Genomic DNA, 25,638 nt, shown 5'->3' on the forward strand with positions numbered 1-25,638 from the left:
ATGTGTCTTTTTGGCACCCTTCTCGAGGTCCCGCCGCCCTGTCAGGCGGCGCTGCCCGGCTCGTTGGCGGCATCTCCGGTCATAGTTACCGGTCGCGACAGTATGTCGCCCGAGCCGACGATCCGCACTTCGCGCTGAGAGAGCGGGATCGAAACGCCGTTTTCGCTAAAAAGTCGCCAGAGATTGCGATTGACCGCCGAGCGCACGCCAGCGGTGCCGAGTGCCGCATCCTCGATCCAGAAGCCCAGTTCGAGGTTGATGCCATCCGGCCCGAAGCCCGCCAGGTAAGGCGTCGGGGCCGGATCCCGCAGCACGCGCTCCACCCCGTCGGTGGCCTGCACGAGCAACTGCATCGCCTGCTCGACGTCCGACGTATAAGCCACTGTCACTGCGATCTTCGTGTAGCCGCGCGTCAGATAGGACGACTGGTTCTGTACGACATCGGTAATCAGCTTTTCGTTCGGAATCAGCGTTTCGATACCGTCGAGGCCGCGCACCACCGTGTAGCGGGTGCGGATCTGCGTGACCATGCCCTGCAGGCCGCCGGTGTTGATCGTGTCGCCGATCCGCAGCGAACGGTCGATCAGGATAATGAAGCCCGACACGTAATTGCTCGCGATCTTCTGCAAACCGAAGCCGAGTCCGACACCCAGTGCACCGCCGAACACCCCTAGCACCGTGATATCGATGCCCACCAGCGACAGGCTGATCAACACCGCCGCCAGCACGAACAACGCTCGCCCCACGCGCGCCGCCGCGACTTTCAGATTCGCATCGAGCGTGTTCGAGCGCATCAGGCGCTCTTCGAACGCGGCGCCGAGCCACATCGCGACGATCATCGTCACGCAGACCCACAGCAGCCCCGTCGACAGCGACAGCAGCGTCATGTGGGCATTGGCGACGCGAAAGTGCACGCTCGCCATCCAGTCGAGGACGTCGTCCTGAATGCCCATTACGGTGAGCACCATGCCGATCCACACGATCAGCGAGACGACTTTCTCGATCAGGAAGAGCCACTTATGGGCTTCGCCATGGCTTGCGAACACCCGACGGGCGAGGAAGAACAGGACATAGATCAGGCCGATGCCGAACAGCGGCACCAACGCGAGATCGAGCAGCGCGGTGTGCATGAACGGGGCTGCAACCGCCTGCGCGATCCAGACCAGCGCAGCGCCGATCAACGGAAAAAATGCGCGGTTCAGGCTTTCCGCACCGAAGCGCAGTGCCTGATAGCGCGTCTGGCGACGCAAATCGAGGGTCCGGCGCAGCAGCCAGGCGAGCCCCCATGCAAGCGCGAGCGTGCCGAGTAGCACGCCCACCTGCCAGAGCATCACCGGCTGGCCGAAGTCATGGGCGACGTCGCCGAACAGGTGAAAGAAGATCCGGTTGTGCATGGTGTCGTGGGAGCGCCCGTCGCGGCATGCCTGCGGTTTGCGGTTAAGACAAACGCAGGCAGCGCGCCAGCGACGCTTCAGGCGCCCTTAAGCGCGCCGCTCCAGCACCGCGGCGAAGAAGCCGTCGGTAGCGTGGCGGTGCGGCCATAGTGACAGGTAGTCGCCCATTTCAATCTCGACGCGCTGTTCGGCGAGCACCTCACGCGCCGGCACCAGGGCAAAGCCCGGGTGATTGGCGAGGAACTGCGTGACGATCGCCTCGTTCTCCGCTTCCAGGATGCTGCAGGTCGCGTAGACCAGACGCCCGCCCACCTTCACGAGACGCGCGGCGCTCGTCAGGATGGACAACTGCTTGGGCGCGAGTTCCGCAACCGATTCCGGTGACTGACGCCACTTCAGGTCCGGATTGCGCCGCAGCGTGCCGAGCCCGCTGCACGGCGCGTCCACCAGCACGCGGTCGATCTTGCCCGCCAGACGCTTGATTTTCGCGTCATGCTCGCTGTCGATCAGTACCGGATTGACGTTCGACAGCCCGCTGCGCGCAAGGCGCGGCTTGAGCTTGGCGAGACGCCGCTCGGAGATGTCGAAGGCGTAAAGACGGCCGGTGGAGCGCATCATCGCGCCCAACGCGAGGGTCTTGCCGCCCGCGCCGGCGCAGAAGTCGACGATCATTTCGCCGCGCTTCGGCGCAACCAGCGTGCACAGCAACTGGCTGCCCTCGTCCTGCACTTCGACCCAGCCGTGCTGGAACGCATCGAGCTTGGTGAGCGGTGGCTTGCCGACCACCCGCACGCCGAACGGTGCGAACGGCGTGGAGCCCGCCTCGATACCGGCTTTGGACAACGCGTCCAGCACCTGGTCGCGAGTCGCCTTGATCGGATTGGCGCGCAGATCCAACGGCGCCGGATAGTTCAGCGCGGCGGCCAGTTGCGCCAGCTCTTCAGCTTCGAAACGCTTTGACAGCGCCTGATAGATCCAGTCGGGCAGATTCATGCGAATCCGCAACGGCAGGCTTTCCGGATCGATCTTCGCGACGTGTTCGAGCCAGTTGGACTCGGAGTCGGAAATGAATGGCTTCAACGCCGAGCGCCCCGCCGTCTGCATCAGGCCCAGCAAGGCCATCCGGCGCGCCGGGCTGCCGGCGCCGCTTTCGGCCAGGTGGGCGAACTCCATCCGGCGCCGCAGCACCGCAAACACCGCCTCTGCGATCACGCCACGCTCGCCGTGCCCAAGCTTCGGGTGGGCGCGAAAAAAGCGGCTGGTGGCTGCGTCTGCGGGGCCGGCCAGCTTCAGCACGTCCGCGAGCAGCGTTTCGGTTTGTCCAATCAGAAATCCATGTAGTCTCATACGCCCTCTCCGGCGATCTTGTTGCTATTGATGTCGGCAAAGAGCCATTGCGGCTCCGGCGGCGTGAGCGTGACGCGCAGTCCGTCGAGCGCGAGGCGCCCTTCGACGAACCAGCGCACCGCGCGTGGGTAAATGACGTGTTCGGTGGCCAGTACGCGCTCGGCGAGCGCCGCGGCGTCGTCGCCGTTCAGCACCGGCACCGCTGACTGGACCACGATCGGCCCATGATCGAGCTGCGACGTGACAAAATGGACAGACGCGCCGTGCAGCCGGACGCCGGCATCGAGCGCCTGCTGGTGTGTTTTCAGGCCGGCAAAGCTCGGCAGCAGCGACGGATGCACGTTCAGCATGCGCCCCGCGTAGCGGTCGACGAAGCCCGGAGTCAAGACACGCATGAAGCCGGCGAGCGCCACCAGGTCAGGTGCAAAAGCATCGATCTGACGCGCCAACGCCGCGTCGAACGACTCGCGATCGGGAAACTGGCGATGGTCGACCACCGCCGTGGCAATACCATGCGACGCGGCGAACGCAAGGCCCGCAGCGTCTGGACGGCTGGCAATCACGGCGGCGACTTGCGCCGGCCACTCTTCGCGCGAACAGGCGCGAACGATGGCTTCCATGTTGCTGCCCCGCCCGGAAATCAGGATGACAAGTTTTTTCATCCGCGGATTTTATCATTCGGGGGACGCCTGAACGGCGCTGCGCCGCCGTGGCTTGCTTTGAGCGTTTATAATCGTTTGTTTTGCAACTTAAAGTCGCCCCAACCCGCTATTGTGAGAGTCTTCCGCGGTCTTCCCAATGCCGAGAGCCGTGCGCCCTGCGCCCTGACCATCGGCAACTTCGACGGTGTCCACCGCGGCCATCAGGCTCTGCTCGCCCACGTCCGGGCGGCGGCCGATGCACGCGGCCTGCCCGTCTGCGTGATGACTTTCGAACCGCACCCGCGCGAATTCTTCAATCCCGCCGGCGCGCCTCCGCGTATCGCGATGCTGCGCGACAAGCTGGAAGCGTTGCGCACCAATGGGGTCGACCGGGTCGTGGTCGAGCATTTCAATCACACCTTCGCCAGCCAGTCGCCGGATACGTTCGTTGAGCGGATCATCGTCAACGGCCTGCATGCCCGCTGGGTGATGATCGGCGACGACTTCCGCTATGGCGCGAGGCGTGCGGGCGATTTCGACTCGCTCAAGGCTGCGGGCGCACAACACGGTTTTGAAGTCGAACAGATGGCTACCGTCGCGGATCCGTCCGGTGCACGCATCTCCAGTTCGGGCGTGCGCGCGTCGCTGATAGCGGGCGACCTTGACGCCGCACGTGCCGCGCTCGGGCGCGATTACCTGATCAGCGGCCACGTCGTGCACGGCATGAAGCTCGGCCGCGACCTGGGGTTTCCCACGCTGAATCTGGCCATCGCCCACAAGCGCCCGGCGCTGGCCGGCATTTTCGTGGTGCGCGTGCATGGCATCGAAGCGGAGCCGCTACCCGGCGTCGCGAGTCTCGGCTTGCGCCCGACCGTCGACGACTCCGGCCGCGTGCTGCTCGAAGTTCACCTGCTCGACTGGCACGGCGATGCATATGGCAAACTCGTGCGCGTCGAATTCCTGAAGAAACTGCGTGACGAGGAAAAGTACGTCGACCTCGAAACGCTGACCGCCGCCATTGCACGCGACGTCGCCAATGCGCGCGCGTGGTTTGCTGCGGTTGGCAGCGGCACGCCGGGCAGCCGCTCGACCGGCTTCGCCACTTCAGCCACAGACCGAATTAGATAGCCGCCGCGGTACGTGCCAGCGCGCCCAGCATCAAGCGCAGCACGTGCCCTAGCCGCGCGCATCGAAGGGCATCCGTGGATCACGCGACATGCCTGCCGGGCGCGTTCAACGCCCCGCGCATCGTGCGCAAATCGCGCCCTTAACGCGCATCAAACGAATTCACTGCGACCACACCATGAGCAACAAAAAAGCCGATTCGAAACCGCCGTCACGCTACCCGGTCAACCTGCTCGACACGCCGTTCCCGATGCGTGGCGACCTGCCCAAGCGCGAGCCGCAATGGGTCAAGGAATGGCAGGAACGCAAGATCTACGAAACGATCCGCGCGGCCTCCAAGGGTCGCAAGAAGTTCATCCTGCACGACGGGCCGCCGTATGCCAACGGCGACATCCACCTCGGGCACGCGGTGAACAAGATCCTCAAGGACATGGTGGTCAAGTCGCGCAACCTGGCAGGCTTCGACGCGGCCTACGTGCCGGGCTGGGACTGCCACGGCATGCCGATCGAAATCCAGATCGAAAAGCAGTTCGGCAAGTCGCTGCCGGCCGCTGAAGTGATGCAGAAGGCGCGCGCCTACGCGAGCGAGCAGATCGAGAAGCAGAAGGTCGGCTTCCGCCGTCTGGGTGTGCTCGGCGATTGGGACAATCCGTACAAAACCATGAACTTCACGAACGAGGCCGGTGAAATCCGCGCGCTCGCGAAGATCATGGAAAAGGGCTATGTGTTCCGCGGCCTGAAGCCGGTGAACTGGTGTTTCGACTGCGGCTCGGCGCTGGCCGAGGCGGAAGTCGAATACCACGACAAGACCGATCCGACCATCGACGTGCTGTTCGCCTTCGCCGAACCGGAGAAGACCGCGCAGGCGTTCGGCCTCACGGCGTTGCCGCGCAGCGAAGGCGGTATCGTGATCTGGACCACGACGCCGTGGACAATCCCCGCCAACCAGGCGCTGAACGTCCATCCGGAGATCGTCTATGCACTCGTGGATACGCCGCGCGACCTGCTGATCCTCGCTGAGGAGCGCGTCGAAGCGTGCCTGAAGCAATACGGCCTCGAAGGGCATGTTGTTGCGACCACCACGGGCGCCAAGCTCGCCAACCTGCGCTTCCATCATCCGCTCGCCTCGGCACATCCGAGCTACAAGCGCACGGCGCCGGTGTATCTGGGCGACTATGTGACGACGGAAACCGGTACCGGCATCGTCCACTCGTCGCCCGCCTACGGCGTGGAAGACTTCGTGTCGTGCAAGGCGCACGGCATGTCCGATTCGGACATCATCAGTCCGGTGATGGGCGACGGCCGTTATATCGAATCGCTCGCGCTGTTCGGCGGTCTGTCGATCTGGGCAGCCAATCCGAAAATCGTCGCGGCGCTCGAAGCAGCCGGCACGCTGCTGCGTACGGAAAAGTACACGCACAGCTACATGCATTGCTGGCGCCACAAGACGCCGATCATCTACCGCGCGACCTCGCAGTGGTTCGCCGGCATGGACGTGAAGCCGAACGACACCGACAAGACGCTGCGCGAAACCGCGCTCGAAGGCATCGAGAACACCGCGTTCTATCCGTCGTGGGGCAAGCAGCGTCTGTTCAGCATGATCGCCAACCGCCCGGACTGGACGCTGTCACGTCAGCGCCAGTGGGGGGTGCCGATGGCATTCTTCGTGCATAAGGAAACCGGCGAGCTGCATCCGCGCACGCTGGAACTCCTCGAAGAAGTCGCGCAACGCGTCGAAAAGGCCGGCATCGAAGCGTGGCAATCGCTCGATCCGCGCGAGCTGATCGGCGACGACGCCAACCTGTACGAAAAGAACCGCGACACGCTCGACGTGTGGTTCGACTCCGGCACGACGCATTGGCACGTGCTGCGCGGCTCGCACAAGGACGAACTGCAATTCCCGGCCGACCTGTATCTGGAAGGCTCGGACCAGCATCGCGGCTGGTTCCATTCGTCGCTGCTGACGGCTTCCATGCTCGACGGCCGGCCGCCTTACAACGCCCTGCTGACACACGGATTCACTGTCGACGGCGAAGGTCGCAAGATGAGCAAGTCGCTCGGCAACGGCATCGATCCGCACGAAGTGGCGAATCGCCTGGGCGCGGAAATCATCCGCCTGTGGATCGCTTCGACCGACTACTCGGGTGAACTGGCGATCTCGGAGGAAATCCTGAAGCGCGTGACGGAAGGCTATCGCCGCATCCGCAACACGTTGCGCTTCCTGCTTGCAAACCTGTCGGACTTCGACTTCGAGAAGAACGCGCGTCCGGTGGAAGACTGGCTCGAGATCGACCGCTATGCGGTCGCGCTGTCGGCCAATCTGCAGACGGACATTCTCGCGCACTACGAGAAGTACGAGTTCCACCCGGTTGTGGCGAAGCTGCAGACGTTCTGCTCGGAAGACCTCGGCGGCTTTTACCTCGACGTGCTGAAGGACCGTCTGTACACCATGGCGCCGGACTCCGTCGCGCGCCGCGCCGCCCAGACCGCGCTTTATCACATCGCTCACGGACTGCTGCGCATCATGGCGCCGTTCCTGTCGTTCACCGCAGAAGAAGCGTGGAAGGTGTTCCAGCCGAACAGCGAAACCATCTTCACGGAGACGTATCACGCTTATCCGGAAGTGGCGAATGCGCCGGCGCTGCTCGACAAATGGACGCTGTTGCGCGCGGTGCGCAGTGACGTGACCAAGGCGCTGGAAGAAGCGCGCGTTGCCAACCTGATCGGCTCATCGCTGCAGGCGGAAGTCGAAATCCGCGCGAGCGGTGCCCGTCACGACGCGTTGGCGAGCCTCGGCGCGGATCTGAAGTTCGTGCTGATCACGTCCGCCGCGACGGTTGTGAAGGTCGAAGACGAAGCAGCGGAAAGCGTCGAAGTGGTCGCATCGAAATATCTGAAGTGCGAACGCTGCTGGCACTATCGCGCAGACGTCGGCGAGAACGCCGAGCACCCGTCCCTATGCGGCCGGTGCTTCAGCAATCTGTTCGGAAGCGGCGAAACAAGGAGCGCGGCATAATGGCAACAAGAAGTCTGTCGAAACCCGCCGGCGGTTCGCTGGCACCGTGGCTTGGCGTGGCGTTGATCGTGATCCTGTTCGATCAGCTCACGAAGATTGCAGTCCAGAAGGTGTTCGCTTACGGTGTGCCGCACGCGGTGGCTCCGTTTTTCAACCTCATTCTGGTCTACAACCGCGGCGCCGCGTTCAGCTTCCTCGCCATGGCGGGTGGCTGGCAGCGCTGGGCCTTTACGGGCCTCGGCGTGGTCGCGGCGCTGGTGATCTGCTATTTGCTCAAGCGTCACGGCGCGCAAAGGCTCTTCTGCACGGCTTTGGCGCTGATCCTCGGCGGGGCGCTCGGCAATGTGATCGACCGGCTGGCGTACGGCCACGTGATCGACTTCCTCGATTTCCACGTGGGCACCTGGCACTGGCCGGCGTTCAACCTCGCCGACAGCGCGATCACGATCGGTGCGATCCTGCTCGTGCTCGACGAATTGCGGCGCGTACGCGTCTCGCGCTAACGCTGTTGCTTTGTCTCGGAGGCTTTCGTTGGCAACCGCAGAACTCGCAGGAAAACATCTCGTCCTCGGTATGAGCGGCGGGATTGCCTGCTACAAGATCGCCGAACTCACGCGCCTGCTGACCAAGGCAGGCGCGACCGTGCAGGTTGTCATGACCGAAGCGGCCACGCAGTTCATCACCCCCATCACGATGCAGGCGCTGTCAGGCCGTCCGGTCTACACGAGCCAATGGGATGCGCGCGTGCCGAACAACATGGCGCATATCGATCTGTCGCGTGAAGCGGACGCCATCGTGATCGCCCCAGCTTCGACTGACTTTCTCGCCAGGCTGGCGCATGGCATGGCCGACGATCTGCTCTCGACGCTGTGCGTGGCGCGCGATTGCCCCTTGCTAGTTGTACCGGCGATGAACCGCCAGATGTGGCAGAACCCGGCCACGCAGCGCAACGTCGCGCAACTGCGCGCGGATGGCATCGAAGTGCTCGGCCCGGATTCAGGTCCGCAGGCCTGCGGCGAAGTCGGCGATGGCCGGATGCTCGAGGCCGCCGCGACCTACGAGGCGATCGCTTCGTTTTTCCAGCCAAAGATTCTCGCCGGCCGCCGTGTGCTGCTGACCGCCGGCCCGACCTTCGAACCGCTGGACCCGGTGCGCGGCATCACCAACCGCTCGAGCGGCAAAATGGGCTTCGCGCTCGCGCGCGCAGCGCAGCAGGCCGGCGCCGACGTGCATCTGATCGCCGGACCGGTTGCACTGGAAACGCCGTGGGGCGTGATCCGCGAGGACGTGCAAACGGCACAGCAGATGCACGACGCCGTGATGCGCGCGGTGCCCGATTACGACATCTTCATCGGCGTGGCCGCGGTCGCCGACTGGCGCGTCGATCATGTCAGCGAGCACAAGATCAAGAAGACGGCCGAACGTGCCATGCCCACGTTCACATTCGTCGAAAATCCGGACATTCTGGCTGCAGTAGCAAAGCTGCCGCATCCGCCGTTCTGTGTCGGTTTTGCAGCGGAGAGCGGCGACCTCGATGTACACGGGGAAGAAAAGCGCGTGCGCAAGAATGTGCCGCTTCTGATCGGCAATCTCGGCCCGCTGACCTTCGGTCTCGACGACAACGAAGTCGTCCTGTTCGAAGCCGGCGGCGCAACGAAATTGCCGCGCGCGGACAAGCAGGCGCTGGCGGGCGCACTGATCGCCGAAATCGCCAAACGCCTGCCCGATACGAGCCTGATCCGGTAACCATACGGTCCTTCTTGCCGGAACCCTGAGTCACCCTGGAGCAGCACTGTCATGACGCTACTTTCCGTGCTCGATCAAACGCCCGTGATCGACGGGCACTCGGTGGCGGACGCGATCGCCGCCACCATCGAACTCGCGCAGCTTGCCGACGACCTCGGCTATACGCGCTATTGGTGCGCCGAACACCACGGTCTGCGCGGCGTGTCGAACCCGTGCCCCGAAGTGATGCTCGCGCGCCTCGGCAGCGTGACGAAGCGCATTCGCCTCGGGTCGGGCGGTGTGATGCTGCCGTACTACAGCCCATTCAAGGTCGCCGAGCAGTTCATGATGCTCGAAGCGCTGTTCCCGAATCGCATCGATCTTGGCGTCGGCCGCGCACCGGGCGGCGACATGCGCACGGCGCAAGCCGTGGCGGCAGGTGCGTACAACCGCGGCGATATCTTTCCGCAACAGGTGGCCGATCTGGTCGGGCTGATGAACGGCACGCTGCCGGACGAGCACGTCGCGCAAGGCGTGCTGCTGCAGCCGCAGGTCGAGACACGACCGCAACTGTGGATGCTTGGATCGAGCGAGTTCGGCGGCCTGCTGGCGGCGCAACTCGGCATCCGCTTCGCGTTCGCGCATTTCATCAATGCGCACTTCGGTCACCAGGTAGCGCAAGCGTATCGCGAGCGCTTCAAGGCCGGCAACGAAGCAAAGCCATACCTGGCCGCCGCGGTGTTCGTCATCTGCGCGGATACCGACGAGGAAGCGGAGGCACTGGAAAAAGCCGTCGATCTGCGCCGCGTGCAGATGGCCTATGGCCTGAACGCTCCGATTCCGAACATCGAGCAAGGTCGCGCTCAGGAATACGGCGAACGCGAGCGACTGGTGATCGACCGCGAGAAGCCCCGCAGTATCATCGGCACACCTGAGCGTGTGACGGAACGCATGCTCGCGCTGCAGGAACAGTTCGAGGCCGACGAACTGGTGGTATTGACCGTGGCGGGCAGTTATCGCGCGCGGCTGCGCTCGTACGAACTGCTTGCGGACGCTTTCGAGCTTGGCCGTTGAATCAAGCTGAACTGGATTGATTTGGCACTGATCTTTTACTCTCCCCCTCTCACATTCGACCTGCATGAAACTTGACCTGAAGATTCTCGACGCGCGCATGCGCGAACAACTCCCGGCCTACGCCACGACCGGCAGCGCTGGCCTCGATCTGCGCGCGTGCCTCGACGAACCGCTAACGCTGCAACCCGGCGAAACGGCGCTGGTGCCGACGGGGCTGGCGATCCATGTCGGCGATCCGGGCTATGCGGCTTTGATCTTGCCGCGCTCGGGCCTCGGGCATAAGCACGGCATCGTGCTCGGCAATCTGGTGGGATTGATCGATTCGGATTATCAAGGTCAACTGATGATTTCGACGTGGAACCGCGGGCAGACCACATTCACGCTGCATCCGATGGAGCGGCTCGCGCAACTCGTCATCGTGCCTGTCGTGCAAGCTGAATTCAATATCGTCGAGGACTTCGAACAAAGCGAACGTGGTGCAGGCGGTTTCGGCAGCACCGGTAAACACTGAGGTTTTCCGGTCGGGTGCTTAACAGCCCCGCACAGTTCCTGAGTCGCGGCAGTGGGATAAAAAAACGGCGTGGGTCATATAACCCACGCCGTTTTACCTTGCTTGCTGCGAGAAACTTTTGACGCTTATTCAGGCGCTTACTCGACTTCGACCGCTTCCGGATTCGGATTACGCGGCGCAGCCTGTTCGTCGAACGTCAGCTGAACCTTGTCTTCCGCGTCCACATCCACCGTCACGCGGCCACCGTTCATCAGCTTGCCGAACAGAAGCTCGTCCGCCAGTGCACGACGGATCGTGTCCTGGATCAGACGCTGCATCGGACGTGCGCCCATCAGCGGATCGAAACCGTGCTTCGCCAGATGCGCGCGCAGCGCGTCGGTGAAGAGCGCATCGACCTTCTTCTCATGCAACTGATCTTCCAGTTGCATCAGGAACTTGTCGACCACGCGCATGATGATTTCTTCATCGAGCGAGCGGAAGCTGATCGTCGCGTCCAGACGGTTACGGAACTCCGGTGTGAACATGCGCTTGATGTCGACCATCTCGTCGCCGGTTTCGCGGCGAGTCGTGAAGCCGATCACCGACTTGCCCATGGCTTCGGCACCCGCATTCGTCGTCATGATGATGATGACGTTACGGAAGTCCGCCTTGCGCCCATTGTTGTCCGTCAGCGTGCCGTGGTCCATCACCTGCAGCAGCACGTTGTAAATGTCCGGATGCGCTTTCTCGATTTCGTCGAGCAGCAGCACGCAATGCGGCTTCTTCGTCACAGCTTCCGTCAGCAGACCGCCCTGATCGAAACCGACATAGCCCGGCGGCGCGCCGATCAAACGGCTCACAGCATGACGTTCCATGTACTCGGACATGTCGAAACGGATCAGTTCGATACCCAGCGTGAACGCCAGTTGCTTGGCCACTTCGGTCTTGCCGACACCGGTCGGGCCGGAAAACAGGAACGCACCAATCGGCTTGTCCAGCTTGCCAAGGCCTGCGCGCGCCATCTTGATCGCAGCCGACAGCGCGTCGATGGCCGGGTCTTGCCCGAACACCACGCTCTTCAGGTCGCGATCCAGCGTCTGCAGCTTGCTGCGGTCGTCCACGGATACGCTTTGCGCCGGCACGCGTGCGATCTTCGAGATGATTTCCTCGATCTCGCCCTTGCCGATAGTCTTCTTCTGCTTCGACTTCGGCAGGATGCGTTGCGCCGCGCCCGCTTCATCGATCACGTCAATCGCCTTGTCCGGCAAATGACGATCGGTGATGAAGCGCGCCGACAGTTCAGCCGCTGCCGACAGCGCACCCGACGAATACTTCACGCCGTGGTGCTCTTCGAAACGCGACTTCAGACCACGCAGGATCGCCACCGTCTGTTCAACGGTCGGTTCGGTCACATCCACTTTCTGGAAGCGTCGTGACAGAGCTGCATCTTTTTCGAAGATGCCGCGGTATTCGGTGAACGTCGTCGCGCCGATGCACTTGAGCGTGCCCGACGACAGCGCCGGCTTCAGCAGATTCGATGCATCCAGCGTGCCGCCCGACGCAGCACCTGCGCCGATCAGCGTATGGATTTCGTCGATGAACAGGATGGCGTGCGGACGTTCCTTCAGTTCCTTGAGGACCGTCTTCAGGCGTTGTTCGAAATCGCCGCGATACTTGGTGCCGGCCAGCAACGCGCCCATGTCGAGCGAATACACCTGCGCATCGGCGAGGATATCCGGGACTTCGCCGCGCGTAATGCGCCAGGCGAGACCTTCGGCGATCGCGGTCTTGCCGACCCCAGCCTCGCCGACCAGTAGCGGATTGTTCTTGCGCCGGCGGCACAGCACCTGCACCACGCGCTCGACTTCGGACTCGCGCCCGATCAGCGGGTCGATGCGGCCCTCTTTCGCCATCTGGTTCAGATTCTGCGTGAACTGGGCGAGCGGCGTTTCTTTCTGCGCAGCGGCTTCGTCAGACTCGGCATTCGCATCGCTCGCCTTGGCGGCGTCGGTGCTGCTGGTCTTGGCAATGCCGTGCGAGATGAAGTTCACCACGTCGAGACGCGTGACACCCTGCTGTTGCAGGTAGTACACCGCGTGCGAATCCTTCTCGCCGAAGATCGCCACCAGCACGTTCGCGCCGGTCACTTCCTTCTTGCCGTTCGAGGTGGACTGCACATGCATGATGGCACGCTGGATCACGCGCTGGAAACCCAGCGTGGGCTGCGTGTCGACGTCGTCCGTGCCAGGCACGGTCGGCGTGTTGTCATGAATGAAGTTGCGCAGGTTTTGGCGCAGATCCTCAATGTTGGCCGCGCACGCGCGCAACACCTCTGCAGCCGTCGGATTGTCCAACAGGGCCAGTAAAAGATGTTCGACCGTAATGAACTCGTGCCGCGCCTGGCGTGCTTCCATGAACGCCATGTGCAAGCTGACTTCCAGTTCCTGGGCAATCATGCTTCCTCCATCACACACTGCAGCGGATGCCCGGCCTGCCGTGCGTGGGTAACGACTTGCTCGACTTTGGTCGACGCGATGTCCCGCGTATAGACCCCACAAACTCCCCTACCTTCGCGATGCACCTTCAGCATAATCTGCGTTGCGGTTTCACGATCTTTATTGAAATATTCCTGCACGATCATCACGACAAATTCCATTGGCGTGAAGTCGTCGTTCAACAGCACCACCTTGTACATGGCCGGCGGCTTCAGCTTTTTTTCCTGCCGCTCCAGTACGGTGCCGTCCTGCTTGTCCGGGATAATTGCCATACACCCATTCTAAACAACTCGGACAGGCCCGCAATCCTGTCAAAACCCGACCGGCTGGCCGGTGTTCCCATTCGCCTCCACATGACGGCACTGCCTGTCACGCGTGCGCCTTGCACGGAGCCGATCGCGGAGCCGGCCCTCCAAGAATGTCAATACTGTTAACGGCTGAATCGCAGTTAGTTTGAGTATCGCACAACCTGCCGCAGCAAGCTGAGCGTGTGCGCGACGACTCTCTCGAAAACGAAGGACTACCCCAAATTTCCCTGCCCACCCTTCGCGCGTCTGGCGCCAGGCGACAGATTTGAGGTCCCATTGGGCGGGCTTGTCTTGAAACGGTAATGGCTGCGGCGGTAACAGTTGCGGGACCTTCGCCCCACTGGACTGCATGTGAGTCGATTATGCGACTTTTCAAGACCGGACGCTTGCGCCACCGCACATAAGAAAAGCGGGAAAAACCCTGGAAATGGGGTGTTTGCAACGTCCGCAGACCCGTCTCAAAATTTTCTTGACACTCGAATAAAGAGCCTCAACAATCAAGCTGGCACTTTTTTCCAGCAACATATTCGAAAAAATGCCGATGGTGAGCTTGTGAGGAGGGAGCGGCTGCATGCCCGCGGCCGTTGAGCTTTTCGAGGGCTCGTGGTGGTGTCATGAGTTACAGGGGAAGTAGGTATGGCAACTGGTACGGTCAAATGGTTCAATGACGCGAAAGGTTTCGGATTCATTACGCCCGACGAAGGCGGTGAGGATCTGTTTGCACACTTTTCGGCCATCCAGATGAATGGGTTCAAAACCCTGAAGGAAGGCCAGAAGGTTAGCTTTGAGGTCGTGCAAGGCCCCAAAGGCAAGCAGGCATCGAACATCCAGGCCGCCGCCTGAGTCTGTTCGATACCCGTACCCTGGAAACCCGGCTTCGTGCCGGGTTTCTTCATTCTGGAGCGCGGAATTTGCGCGTCAGCCGCTTCCTCCTCACATGTCGTGTCGCGTTGAAGGCATCCTCCCGACGATTGTGGATATCCGTCAGATCACGTTGAGGGTGCCCATCATGCCGAGATCCTCGTGTTCAAGGATGTGGCAGTGGAACATGCGCTCGCCCGCCTGCTGCTGAACTGTGGCAATGCGCACCTTCTCTCCGGGCTGGACGTTGACCGTGTCGCGCCACGCCAGATAAGGCTCCGGCGTCACGACGCCGCCCTGCTCCCGCTCAAGTATCTGAAACTGCGTGCCGTGCAGGTGGAATGGGTGATCCATATCCGTGCGGTTCTCGATCGACCAGTGTTCGACGTCGCCGCGCCGGCTGGTCAGCGTAACGCGGCGCGGATCGAAGGTCGCACCGTTGATCATGAAGGCCATGCCAGCGGGCATTCCGTTGCGGGACGCGCCCTTGCGGTGCATCGCGGCCATGTCCATGCGCTCCGAAAACACCACCGATTTCTGCGCGGCTGGCGCGCCGAGCGGCGAAATTGCACGCAACGACGCGGGGATCGGCTGGGCGGCCGCGTTTTGACTGGCGGTGCCCGGTTCGAACTGGACATCGGCGAGCGGGATCGCGGCGCCCGGTGGCAAGCTGCCGCCCGCCATCGCCATCTTGCGGCGATCGTAGACCGCGGAACTCAAAACTGCTCGCGTCGACGGTGAGGACTGCGCAGATTGCGCGGACTCCCCGGATTGCGCCGTTTGCGAGGCCGAAACCGGTCCTCGACCCGCTGGGACAATCAGCTCCGCACGTTCGCCGGGCGCCAGTAACAGCGACGTCACCCCCTCGCGCGGCTCTCCGAGCAAGCCGCCGTCCGTTCCGACCTGGGTAAAAGTGCGCCCGTCATCCAGCGACAATCTCAAATAGCGGGCATTGCACGCGTTCCACACGCGCCAGCGCTCGTTGGTCGCCATCAATATCAGCGGACGACGCGCGCCGTTGACCAGCACGAACTGCCCTTCCCGACCGTTCATCCAGTCCATCATGTCGTTTGCAGGGATCGTGCCGTCGCTCGCGAGGCGCAGATCGGAGAAGAACAGATGCCGCTCGGGCCACGCGGCCAGCGGATCGACCGCGGCGCGGACCACGATCGGGCCAGCGAGTCCGCGAAATACCTGTTCGGATGACATCATGTGCGGGTGCGGGTGGTACCAGTACGTGCCAGCGCTGCCCGGTGGCAGCGTGAAGCGATAGACGCGCGAGGCGCCTGGCGCGACCGGATCCGACGGATTGCCGTCTTGATCCGGCGGCACCGGCAGGCCATGCCAATGGATCGTCGAAGGTTGCGACAAGTGGTTCACGAAACGGATTTCAACCGTGTCGCCTTCGTGCACGTCGATCAGCGGTCCGATAATCGGAACTTGCGGTGATGCGGATTCGGCTTCTGCACTGAGGAGGTCAGCAGAAGCGCCGTACTGCCAAAAGGTTGTCGGGTGACCGGCGATCAACGTGTGTTGAACCGGCTGAGCAACGAGCGTTGCACGGAACACACCTGGTTCACGGCTTTCGTTCGCAAGTTTGCGCAACGGCGCCAGCGGCGCGCCGGAGGGCAGCGTCTCGGGGCCGGCCAGCTCGACGGTTTGCGACGTACCGGCGTGTGGCATATCCGGCATGCCGGACATGCCCTGCATTCCCTGCATTCCTTGCATGCCGTTCATCTCCGACATGCCTTGCATCCCATGCATCGACTGCTGCGCAAACGCACCGCGCGCAAACAGCGACGCGACGGCCGCACTCAGCGTGCGGACGAGAAATTCCCTGCGGATCATGAATACTCCCTAACGTGGACGACGCGGTAGCGCTCGCGGCTGACCGCGCGTGATCGTTCAAGTGCCCGCTCCGCGATAACCGCTGCACGGGCCCTGCTGTCTGATATGCATTGCGCAGGGCTGAAAGCCGCGCGCGTGCAATGCATGCATCGAAGATCAGCCGATCGGCGGACGTACAGGAGGCGCGTGGGTCAGGCCATCGCGCCGTTGCTCGGGAAGAGACGGAAGAAGCGTCGAACCGGGGACGCGTGGTTCGAACTGAAAAGCGATGAACAGTGCACCGCAGTGAACACCGCAAGTCGCGACACAGCAGCAGCGGCCGTGCTCGTGGCCACAGGGATGGCCTGAGGCCACAAGACCGTGGGAATAAGCCAGGCAATGAGCAGGAGCGCCGGAAGCCGAGGGCGACACATTCATATTCGCCGCAGAAGACGTTTCCATGACCATGCCGGACATTTGCGCCGCGTGCTCGCTCGACCACTCGCTATGCGCGAACGCCACATGGGCAAATGCGCCGTGCGCTGAAAACAGCACAAGCGAAAACAGAATGAGAAGACGCTTGAGGAAGAGCATGGTCGAGCGGGGGCGCGAAACACCGTACGCGAGGATGAACATCTGTCCGAACATCATAGCGCAGACCGTCGCGAAGTTCGTTCGTCCGCGCATGCATTCATTATCAAGGACGACGAATAGTCCACCCACCGTCGCACAACAAAAAACCCCGGCGTCACAGAAAGCACACCGGGGTTCGCCAGATTTCTCAGGATAACGCCAAACGCAATTACAGATTCCCGATCAACACCTGCCCAAACCCCGAGCAAGAAACCTGCGTCGCGCCTTCCATCAACCGCGCAAAGTCGTACGTCACGCGCTTTTGCAGAATCGACGCTTCCATCGCATTGATAATGGCGTCCGCCGCTTCGGTCCAGCCAAGATGGCGCAGCATCATTTCCGCCGAGAGAATTTCCGAGCCCGGATTCACGTAGTCCTTGCCCGCATATTTCGGCGCGGTTCCGTGAGTGGCTTCGAACATTGCCACGGAGTCCGACATATTCGCGCCCGGCGCAATGCCGATACCACCAACCTGTGCCGCTAGCGCGTCCGAAATATAGTCGCCGTTCAGGTTCAGCGTCGCGATCACATCGTACTCGGCCGGACGCAGCAGAATCTGCTGCAGGAACGCATCGGCAATCACGTCCTTGACGACAATGTCGCCACCTGTCTTCGGGTTCTTGAATTTCATCCACGGACCGCCGTCCACCAGCTCCGCGCCAAACTCCTTCTGCGCGAGCGCATAGCCCCAGTCGCGGAACGCACCTTCCGTGAACTTCATGATGTTGCCCTTGTGCACGAGCGTCAGCGAACGGCGATCGTTGTCGATCGCATACTGCAGCGCCTTGCGCACCAGACGGTCCGTGCCTTCGCGCGACACCGGCTTGACACCAAGCGCCGAGGTCTCCGGAAAGCGGATCTTCTTCACACCCATTTCTTCGCGCAGAAAGTGGATGACCTTCTTCGCCTGTTCCGATCCCGCGGCCCATTCGATGCCGGCATAGATGTCTTCGGAGTTCTCACGGAAGATCACCATGTCGGTTTTCTCCGGTTCGCGCAGAGGCGAAGGCACGCCCTTGAAGTAGCGCACCGGCCGCAGGCACACATAGAGGTCGAGTTCCTGACGCAGCGCCACGTTCAGCGAACGGATGCCGCCGCCCACCGGCGTGGTCAGCGGTCCCTTGATCGAGACGACATATTCCTTCACGGCAGCGAGTGTTTCTTCCGGCAGCCACACGTCCGGGCCGTAGATCCTGGTCGCTTTCTCGCCTGCAAAGACTTCCATCCAGTGGATCTGCTTCTTGCCCCCGTAGGCTTTCTCGACCGCTGCGTCCACCACCTTGATCATGACCGGCGTGATGTCGACACCCGTGCCGTCACCTTCGATATACGGAATGATCGGTTGGTCGGAGACATTGAGCGAGTAGTCTGCGTTGACGGTAATCTTGTCTCCGCCCGTCGGAACCTTAATGTGCTGATACGGCATGATCGGACTCCAGTGATGGCTTTCTGGTTGAAGCAGATGGGAACTGCGAAATCTGGCGCTCCTCGCTACGCGCAAAGCAGCACGCCTGCAAGCAACTGAGCGGCTATTCTAGCGCCCCACCGCCGGGCACGGGCATCGGCCGATCAGCCAGGTTCCGAGACGCGACACGGCAGCCGCAGAATGTGCCGGCAACGTACGCTCACTCCTATGTCTTATATAAGACATAAAATCTGCCCGCGGCTTTTATGCATTATTATCCCGCCATTCGCCACAGAACCAACCCAGCCGGGCGTCGCGCGGGTGTGTGCCAGCACCGGCTTACGCATCCGTACCGGTTGATATCGCCGGACTCCGCATGCGCCTCCTCGCTCTCAACAAGCCGTTCGGCACGATCTGCCAGTTCTCGCCGCACGAAACTCGCGCATCGCTTGCCGATTGGGTCAAGGTGTCCGGCGTCTATCCGGCCGGCCGCCTCGATTCCGATAGCGAAGGCCTGCTTCTGCTCACCGACGACGGCACGCTCCAGGCACGTATTGCCGAGCCGCGTCACAAGCTCGTCAAACGCTACTGGGCGCAAGTCGAAGGCGCGCCGGACGAGACAGCCCTGACGGCACTCGCAAGCGGCGTCGATCTCGGCGACTATGTGACGCGCCCATGTCACGCACAACTGATCGATCCAACCGCGACCGACGCTCTTTGGCCGCGCAATCCGCCGATCCGCTATCGCGCTGCCATCCCCACCACGTGGATCGAACTGTCGATAACGGAAGGTAAGAATCGCCAGGTCCGTCGCATGACGGCAGCGGTCGGCTTTCCTACGCTGCGTCTGGTGCGTGCCGGCATCGGTGCGCTCGATATTTTTTCGCTGGGTCTCGCGCCTGGCGCGTCGCTCGAACTGCCTGCGCGAGCTCCCTGGGACGGTCTCCGCTGATGCTCAAGCTTTAGGCAAAGTCCCGCTAAGCCGTTGTATCCGCAAGCGTTTTTAATGCTGATAAAAATCGCATACGGCATTGCCGCGGCATCTCCGGCAGCTCATTAAAGCCAGGAATAAACATTCCCGAAAATTTGCGGAGAATTGACGTCAACCGCGTCGCAAGCTGACGCGTTATTCGACGCAGATGCCGCCCGAAGCTATCCGGCATTCAGCCTTGAGGGCCTTTGTGCAAGCCGTTTTCGCGGTCAGTGCAGGAGTCCGAGCGCTCGCAGACGCGTCACGAAAAATTTGTTGATGCGGCTGTCAACCGAAAGGTGGATGGCACGTTTACCGACATGACTCATACATAACCGGGTCATTTGGTTAATTAACTAAAGCTGAGGATTCACAAAATGAACAAACTGATCGCCGCTCTGGTCGCTGGCCTCTTCGCAACGGCAGCATTCGCACAAGCTTCGGCTCCGGTCGCAGCTTCGGCAGCTCCGGCAGCAGCAGCTTCGTCGGCAAAGAAGACCACGAAGAAGGCAACGCACAAGAAGGCATCGAAGAAGAAGGCAGCATCGGCTGCTGCAGCTTCGGGCGCTTCGGAGTAAGTTTGTTGTAAAACGCAGTCAAGAACTAGCAGCAATTGCCGTTCTTACGGCGTTGAAAGGCAGATCCCGCAAGGCGATCTGCCTTTTTGTTTTTGACGTGCTTTGACGCGCTCGCGTAACATTCGCGGGTTAATTTCCCACCCAGGAGTCTTGCCGTGCGAATTTCCCTGCGCTCGTTGCTCGCGCGCTTTGCTTTTGCCATTGCGTTACCGTTGGCCGCCGCCTCGTTCACGCTCGCCCCCGTCCACAATGCGTACGCGCAGCAGATGCCGCCCGGTGCCAAGCAACCCGGCGATTTCCCGCGCGCCAAGCTGACTGTGGGCATGTTCGTGATCGACGCCGCTGTCGCCTCCAATGATGCGGATCGCGAACAAGGCCTGATGTACCGCTCGCAACTCGCTCCCAACGAAGGCATGCTGTTCGTATTCGGCGAGAATGCGGTGCACTGTTTCTGGATGAAAAACACGCTGATCCCACTGTCGATCGCTTTCATCCGCGCCGACGGCACGATCACCGACATCGACGAGATGGATGCCGAAACGACCAACAACCATTGCCCGCGCAACAACGGTGTGTACGCGCTGGAAATGAGCAAGAACTGGTTCGCGTCGAAGGGCATCAAGCCGGGTATGACGATTCAGGGGTTGCCGGCGGCGCAATAAGCAGCGCGACAGATCGTGCGAAGCGTGCGGTAAGCCGCGCAATCGCCATTCACGGCCCGTTTCCGGAAAGCCGGTGCCTTGTTGCAAGGGCGCCGGCTTTTTTTGCGTGCACGCGAGCAGACCGGAACAGGACCGGCGGAGCGCCCCGCCGGTGGCCGCGCGGGCGGGGCTGGCAAGATTCCTGCAAAAGAGCTTACGACGCGCTATTCTAGTAGACTAACCGCAGCACGGAGTTCGTCCGGTCGGCGTCGTGCGCCGCCCGACGTCCACTACCGGCGCGCCAATTCAAGGAGGTTCACGTGCCCCGCAAGACTCCCATCGAGCGCTACCGGAATATCGGCATCAGCGCTCACATCGATGCCGGCAAAACCACAACCACCGAGCGCATCCTCTTCTACACCGGCGTGACTCACAAGATCGGTGAAGTTCACGACGGCGCGGCGACGATGGACTGGATGGAGCAGGAGCAGGAGCGCGGCATCACGATCACATCGGCTGCCACGACTGCTTTCTGGAAAGGCATGGCCGGCAACTATCCGGAACACCGCATCAACATCATCGACACCCCGGGTCACGTCGACTTCACGATTGAAGTCGAACGCTCGATGCGCGTGCTCGACGGCGCCTGCATGGTGTACGACTCGGTCGGCGGTGTGCAGCCGCAGTCCGAAACCGTGTGGCGTCAGGCGAACAAGTACAAGGTGCCGCGTATCGCGTTCGTCAACAAGATGGACCGCGTCGGCGCCGACTTCTTCCGCGTACAGCGGCAGATCGGCGATCGCCTGAAGGGCATCGCAGTGCCAATCCAGATTCCGGTCGGTGCGGAAGATCATTTCCAGGGCGTGGTCGACCTCGTCAAGATGAAGGCGATCTACTGGGACGAAGAGAACCAGGGCATCAAGTTCGAGTACCGCGACATCCCGGCGGAACTCGCGGACACCGCGAAGGAATGGCACGACAAGATGGTCGAGGCCGCCGCTGAAGCGAGCGAGGAACTGCTCGACAAATACCTCGGCGGCGAGACGCTGACCGAAGAGGAAATCAAGCACGGCATCCGCGTACGCTGCATTGCCAACGAAATCGTGCCGATGCTGTGCGGCAGCGCGTTCAAGAACAAGGGCGTGCAAGCCATGCTCGACGCGGTGATCGATTACCTGCCGTCGCCGATCGACGTGCCCGCCATCACGGGTCACGACGAGTACGACAAGGAAATCGAGCGCCATCCGAGCGACACCGATCCGTTCTCCGCGCTCGCCTTCAAGATCATGACCGATCCGTTCGTCGGCCAGCTGATTTTCTTCCGCGTCTATTCGGGCGTGGTGAATTCGGGCGACACGGTCTACAACGCGGTCAAGGAAAAGAAGGAGCGCCTCGGCCGGATCCTGCAGATGCATGCGAACGAGCGCAAGGAAATCAAGGAAGTCTACGCGGGCGACATCGCCGCGGCCGTCGGCCTGAAGGAAGCGACCACGGGCGACACGCTGTGCGATCCGAATCACGTGATCATCCTTGAACGGATGATCTTCCCTGAGCCGGTGATTTCGCAGGCCGTCGAGCCGAAGACCAAGGTCGACCAGGAAAAGATGGGCATTGCGCTGAACCGCCTTGCTCAGGAAGATCCGTCGTTCCGCGTGCAAACGGATGAAGAATCCGGCCAGACCATCATCTCGGGGATGGGCGAGCTGCACCTGGAAATTCTGGTCGACCGCATGAAGCGCGAGTTCGGCGTGGAAGCCACTGTCGGCAAGCCGCAGGTTGCTTACCGCGAAACGGTGCGCAACAAGGTCGAGGATGTCGAAGGCAAGTTCGTCAAGCAGTCCGGCGGCCGCGGTCAGTACGGTCACGCTGTGATCACGCTCGAGCCGGCGCCGCAAGGCAAGGGCTACGAATTCGTCGACGCGATCAAGGGCGGCGTAATTCCGCGCGAATACATCCCGGCGGTGGACAAGGGCATTATCGAAACGCTGAAGGCCGGCGTGCTGGCGGGCTATCCGGTGGTGGACGTGAAAGTGACGCTGACTTTCGGTTCGTACCACGACGTCGACTCGAACGAAAACGCGTTCCGTATGGCCGGTTCGATGGCCTTCAAGGAAGCGATGCGCAAGGCCAAGCCGGTCCTGCTCGAGCCGATGATGGCCGTCGAAGTCGAGACGCCGGAAGACTTCATGGGTAACGTGATGGGCGACCTGTCGAGCCGTCGCGGCATGGTGCAAGGCATGGAAGATATCGCCGGCGGTGGCGGCAAGCTGGTACGCGCCGAAGTGCCGCTCGCGGAGATGTTTGGCTATTCCACCTCGCTGCGTTCCGCAACGCAAGGCCGCGCGACGTACACGATGGAGTTCAAGCACTACGCTGAAACGCCGAACAACGTCGCGGAAGCGGTGATCAATGCCAAGCAGAAGTAACCAGCGCTGAAGGTTAGCGTGCACAAAGCCCGTTCAGGTTGAACGGGCTTTTTTTTGCCACGATGCAAGGCGCGCGCGTAAGCGGCGGACATGCAAGAATGGCGAAACTGCAACCAGACATGCCCGCCCTCACCCGGCGGCTTTGCATGGGAGACACGCCATGAGTCACGACCATCCGCATGATCACGATCATGACCACCCGCATGAACCCGATAGCGCCGCGTCCAATGAAAGCGCGCCTGTCGACTGGCGCGAACACGGCGTCAAGGTGATCCGCGGCGATCAACTCGACAGCAACACCGCGCAAACGCCGGGCATGAACCGCGCCGCCGCAATCAACGCGGCGCGCGTCGGCGCGCAGAAAATCTGGGCAGGCACGGTGACGATCCATCCGAATGCCAAGACCGGCGCGCATCATCACGGCGCGCTGGAAAGCGTCATCTACGTCGTACGCGGCCAGGCGCGCATGCGCTGGGGCGAGCACCTCGAGTTCACCGCCGAAGCCGGTCCCGGCGACTTCATCTTCGTGCCGCCCTACGTGCCGCATCAGGAGATCAACGCCAGCACCGACGACCCGCTCGAATGCGTGCTCGTGCGCAGCGACAACGAGGCGGTGGTGGTGAACCTGAACATCGACGCGGTCGAAGCGCCGGAAACCGTGTTCTGGGTCGATCCGATCCACAAGCATCCGCACGAACACTAAGCCAGGCGGCGAAGAACCGGTAAGGATGTCGCCACCACAGCGGTTCGTCTGCCAGCGCATCGGCAAGTGTTATAGGACGCCGTGCTCGCCTGCGGCGCAGGGCACCCGGGCGTTGTCACGGTGAGACAGGTTGGCCCTTTTAAGCGCGTCAACTCCAGCCTCAGCGGCCGCAGACGTTCCGAACCGCTGCCCAATCGCTTACACTGAAACCGCTTTTCGCCATCGCGATACCGTCGCCCCTGCCGTGCGCAAGCTGCGCGGCACCTATCAGAACGGACTGGACGCCCCATCGATGAAGACTCCCGCGGATCGACTCCTCGCGCTCGAAACTGCACGCCGCAGTGCCGACGACTACGGCAACCATGCGATCGACGAATTCGTCGCCGGCCGCCTGTCACGCCGCGAACTGCTGCGCTACGCCAGCGTGATTGGACTTTCGCTCGCGGGCGGTGGTCTCTTCGCTACCCCGCAGGCACGCGCACAAGGCACTCCGGGCGCTGCGAACGCGACCATTCGCGTTGCCCATCTGACTCCGACCGGTGCGATCGATCCCCTCACCGTCGGCGATGCCGGCGGTCTCGCGCTGCTGGTGCAGAGCGGCGAATTCCTGATCGACGACGATGGCGAGCACCTGGTCCTCAAGCCGGCGCTCGCGCTCTCGTGGAAGCCGAATGACAAAGGCGATGTCTGGACCTTCAGGCTGCGTCCAAACGTGAAGTTCAACGACGGCCAGCCGTTCACGGCGAAAGACGTCGTCGCCACCTTCGACCGCCTGGCCGATCCGGCGAGCGGCTCGGCGGCGCTCTCCGTGCTGAAGGGCGTGCTATCCAAGGGCGGCGCCCAGGTCGTCGACGATCATACGGTCGCGTTCCACCTCGACGCGCCGAACGGCAACTTCCCGTACTACGTTTCCTCGGACAATTACAACGCCATCGTGCTGCCGGCCAACTACGCGGGCAACTACGAAAAGAGCTTCATCGGCACCGGTCCGTTCAAGCTTGAAAAGTACACGCCGAAGGTCGGCGCCTCGTTCGTACGCAATCCCGACTATTGGGGTGAAAAGGCGTTGCCGGAACGCGTGCAGTTTTCGTTCTACGCCGACGAACAGGCGCAGATTCTCGCGCTGCAAGGACGTCAGGCGGACGTGATGGGTACGTTCACGGTGCAGGGCGGTGTGGGCCTCATGAACAACCCTGAGTTCAAGACGATCGGTGTGAAGTCGAGCGCGCATCGCCAGATCCACATGCGCAACGACGATCCGCTTTTCAAGGACAAGCGCGTGCGCCAGGCCTTGGCGCTGTCGCTCGATCGCGACGTGATCGTGCGTGGCCTGTTTCGCGGCAAGGCGCAGGTCGGCAACGACAGTCCGTTCGCGCCGGTGTTTCCGTCGTCCGATGCCGGCGTGCCGCAACGCAAGATCGACGTTGCCAAAGCGAAGCAACTGCTCGCGCAGGCGGGTATGGCCAACGGCTTCGACGTGACGCTCACCACGGAAAAGTACATGGAGATTCCCGATCTCGCGGTCGTCGTGCAAAACGCGGCCAAGGCGATCGGCGTACGTATCAACCTGAAGGTGGAAAGCCAGTCGCTCTACTATGGCGCGGCCACACCCGGCAAATCGGACTGGCTCGACTCGCCGCTCGGCATCACCGATTACGGCCATCGCGGCGTGCCGAACGTATTCCTCAACGCACCGCTGACGAGCAACGGGACGTGGAACGCAGCGCACTTCAAGAACCCTCAGTACGACCAACTGGTCGCGCAATTTGTGGCGGCCGTCGATATCACATCGCAGCGCAAACTCTCCGGCCAGATTCAAACGCTCTTGCTCGACGAGACGCCCGTGATCATTCCGTTCTTCTACGATCAGCTGATTGCGATGCGCTCGGGCGTCAATGGAATGCGTTTTACTGCGCTCGCGCAGCTGTACTTCAACCGCGTGACGCTCAGTGCCTGAGCGCGGTGTGTGCCGCTCGTAG

21 protein-coding genes are annotated in these 25,638 nt (G+C 62.0%); 13 read left to right on the top strand and 8 right to left on the bottom strand.

The annotated features are described in order from the left end of the window. Positions 1-41 precede the first annotated feature (41 nt). The 3 genes from P3T24_RS25635 to purN all read right to left on the bottom strand — a co-directional run bounded on the left by P3T24_RS25635 (position 42) and on the right by purN (position 3,403). Positions 42-1,394: a mechanosensitive ion channel family protein gene (locus P3T24_RS25635; protein WP_429439089.1), complete on the bottom strand. Its 1,353-nt coding sequence runs from the start codon at positions 1,392-1,394 to the stop codon at positions 42-44. Positions 1,395-1,481: 87 nt separating this feature from the next. Then, positions 1,482-2,741 (bottom strand): RsmB/NOP family class I SAM-dependent RNA methyltransferase, encoded by a 1,260-nt coding sequence (locus P3T24_RS25640; RefSeq protein ID WP_429439091.1) that lies wholly within the window; start codon positions 2,739-2,741, stop codon positions 1,482-1,484. After that, entirely contained in the window at positions 2,738-3,403 is a 666-nt protein-coding gene (gene purN / locus P3T24_RS25645; RefSeq protein WP_074263552.1) for a phosphoribosylglycinamide formyltransferase, read from the bottom strand. The genes P3T24_RS25640 and purN overlap by 4 nt, the downstream gene beginning before the upstream one ends. A gap of 111 nt (positions 3,404-3,514) precedes the next feature. On the opposite strand from purN, the gene P3T24_RS25650 reads away from it, so the two are divergent. The 6 genes from P3T24_RS25650 (at position 3,515) to dut (ending at position 10,833) form a co-directional block, all read left to right on the top strand. After that, complete coding sequence (locus P3T24_RS25650; protein WP_429439093.1) at positions 3,515-4,510, top strand: bifunctional riboflavin kinase/FAD synthetase; 996 nt, start codon at positions 3,515-3,517, stop codon at positions 4,508-4,510. Positions 4,511-4,685: 175 nt separating this feature from the next. Beyond that, positions 4,686-7,523 carry an isoleucine--tRNA ligase gene (ileS, locus tag P3T24_RS25655; RefSeq protein WP_429439096.1) on the top strand — a complete coding sequence of 946 codons (2,838 nt, stop codon included), beginning with the start codon at positions 4,686-4,688 and terminating at the stop codon, positions 7,521-7,523. Beyond that, entirely contained in the window at positions 7,523-8,026 is a 504-nt protein-coding gene (gene lspA / locus P3T24_RS25660) for a signal peptidase II (RefSeq protein ID WP_074263549.1), read from the top strand. Before ileS ends, lspA begins: the two co-directional genes overlap by 1 nt. 28 nt (positions 8,027-8,054) lie before the next feature. Then, positions 8,055-9,269 carry a bifunctional phosphopantothenoylcysteine decarboxylase/phosphopantothenate--cysteine ligase CoaBC gene (gene coaBC, locus P3T24_RS25665; RefSeq protein WP_074263548.1) on the top strand — a complete coding sequence of 405 codons (1,215 nt, stop codon included), beginning with the start codon at positions 8,055-8,057 and terminating at the stop codon, positions 9,267-9,269. Positions 9,270-9,320: 51 nt separating this feature from the next. Continuing rightward, on the top strand, positions 9,321-10,322 hold the full coding sequence (locus P3T24_RS25670) for an LLM class flavin-dependent oxidoreductase (protein ID WP_429439099.1): 1,002 nt from the start codon (positions 9,321-9,323) through the stop codon (positions 10,320-10,322). A gap of 64 nt (positions 10,323-10,386) precedes the next feature. Then, entirely contained in the window at positions 10,387-10,833 is a 447-nt protein-coding gene (dut, locus tag P3T24_RS25675) for a dUTP diphosphatase (RefSeq protein ID WP_429439101.1), read from the top strand. Positions 10,834-10,970: 137 nt separating this feature from the next. Here dut and clpA read toward each other — a convergent pair whose 3' ends face one another. Together clpA and clpS are read right to left on the bottom strand one after the other, a co-directional pair. Next, the gene (gene clpA, locus P3T24_RS25680; protein WP_074263545.1) at positions 10,971-13,268 is read right to left on the bottom strand and encodes an ATP-dependent Clp protease ATP-binding subunit ClpA; all 2,298 of its coding nucleotides are present in this window, start codon (positions 13,266-13,268) and stop codon (positions 10,971-10,973) included. Beyond that, positions 13,265-13,579 carry an ATP-dependent Clp protease adapter ClpS gene (gene clpS / locus P3T24_RS25685; RefSeq protein ID WP_074263544.1) on the bottom strand — a complete coding sequence of 105 codons (315 nt, stop codon included), beginning with the start codon at positions 13,577-13,579 and terminating at the stop codon, positions 13,265-13,267. The genes clpA and clpS overlap by 4 nt, the downstream gene beginning before the upstream one ends. Before the next feature lie 672 nt (positions 13,580-14,251). Between clpS and cspD the strand changes: the two genes are divergently transcribed. Beyond that, entirely contained in the window at positions 14,252-14,458 is a 207-nt protein-coding gene (gene cspD, locus P3T24_RS25690) for a cold shock domain-containing protein CspD (RefSeq protein ID WP_017776809.1), read from the top strand. 141 nt (positions 14,459-14,599) lie between these two features. Here cspD and P3T24_RS25695 read toward each other — a convergent pair whose 3' ends face one another. The 3 genes from P3T24_RS25695 to icd form a co-directional block, all read right to left on the bottom strand. Continuing rightward, positions 14,600-16,324 carry a multicopper oxidase family protein gene (locus tag P3T24_RS25695; protein WP_429439103.1) on the bottom strand — a complete coding sequence of 575 codons (1,725 nt, stop codon included), beginning with the start codon at positions 16,322-16,324 and terminating at the stop codon, positions 14,600-14,602. A gap of 156 nt (positions 16,325-16,480) precedes the next feature. After that, the gene (locus P3T24_RS25700; RefSeq protein WP_429439105.1) at positions 16,481-16,939 is read right to left on the bottom strand and encodes a hypothetical protein; all 459 of its coding nucleotides are present in this window, start codon (positions 16,937-16,939) and stop codon (positions 16,481-16,483) included. A 166-nt stretch (positions 16,940-17,105) separates the two neighbouring features. Further along, positions 17,106-18,362 carry an NADP-dependent isocitrate dehydrogenase gene (gene icd, locus P3T24_RS25705; RefSeq protein ID WP_074263541.1) on the bottom strand — a complete coding sequence of 419 codons (1,257 nt, stop codon included), beginning with the start codon at positions 18,360-18,362 and terminating at the stop codon, positions 17,106-17,108. A 355-nt stretch (positions 18,363-18,717) separates the two neighbouring features. On the opposite strand from icd, the gene P3T24_RS25710 reads away from it, so the two are divergent. The 6 genes from P3T24_RS25710 (at position 18,718) to P3T24_RS25735 (ending at position 25,616) form a co-directional block, all read left to right on the top strand. Continuing rightward, on the top strand, positions 18,718-19,293 hold the full coding sequence (locus P3T24_RS25710) for a pseudouridine synthase (protein ID WP_429439107.1): 576 nt from the start codon (positions 18,718-18,720) through the stop codon (positions 19,291-19,293). A 395-nt stretch (positions 19,294-19,688) separates the two neighbouring features. After that, a complete protein-coding gene (locus P3T24_RS25715; RefSeq protein ID WP_074263539.1) occupies positions 19,689-19,889 on the top strand; it encodes a hypothetical protein in 201 nt (66 codons plus the stop codon). 155 nt (positions 19,890-20,044) lie between these two features. After that, entirely contained in the window at positions 20,045-20,551 is a 507-nt protein-coding gene (locus P3T24_RS25720) for a DUF192 domain-containing protein (protein ID WP_074263538.1), read from the top strand. 299 nt (positions 20,552-20,850) lie between these two features. After that, the gene (fusA, locus tag P3T24_RS25725) at positions 20,851-22,956 is read left to right on the top strand and encodes an elongation factor G (RefSeq protein WP_074263537.1); all 2,106 of its coding nucleotides are present in this window, start codon (positions 20,851-20,853) and stop codon (positions 22,954-22,956) included. Positions 22,957-23,116: 160 nt separating this feature from the next. Then, positions 23,117-23,659, top strand: a complete 543-nt coding sequence (locus P3T24_RS25730) for a cupin domain-containing protein (protein ID WP_429409273.1) — start codon at positions 23,117-23,119, stop codon at positions 23,657-23,659. A 292-nt stretch (positions 23,660-23,951) separates the two neighbouring features. Then, positions 23,952-25,616, top strand: coding sequence for an ABC transporter substrate-binding protein (locus tag P3T24_RS25735; protein ID WP_429286855.1), 1,665 nt, complete (start codon positions 23,952-23,954; stop codon positions 25,614-25,616). The last annotated feature ends 22 nt before the right edge of the window (positions 25,617-25,638 follow it).

The sequence above is a fragment of the Paraburkholderia sp. GAS33 genome (assembly GCF_050436645.1).
GTDB classification, from domain to species: Bacteria; Pseudomonadota; Gammaproteobacteria; order Burkholderiales; family Burkholderiaceae; genus Paraburkholderia; species Paraburkholderia phenazinium_B.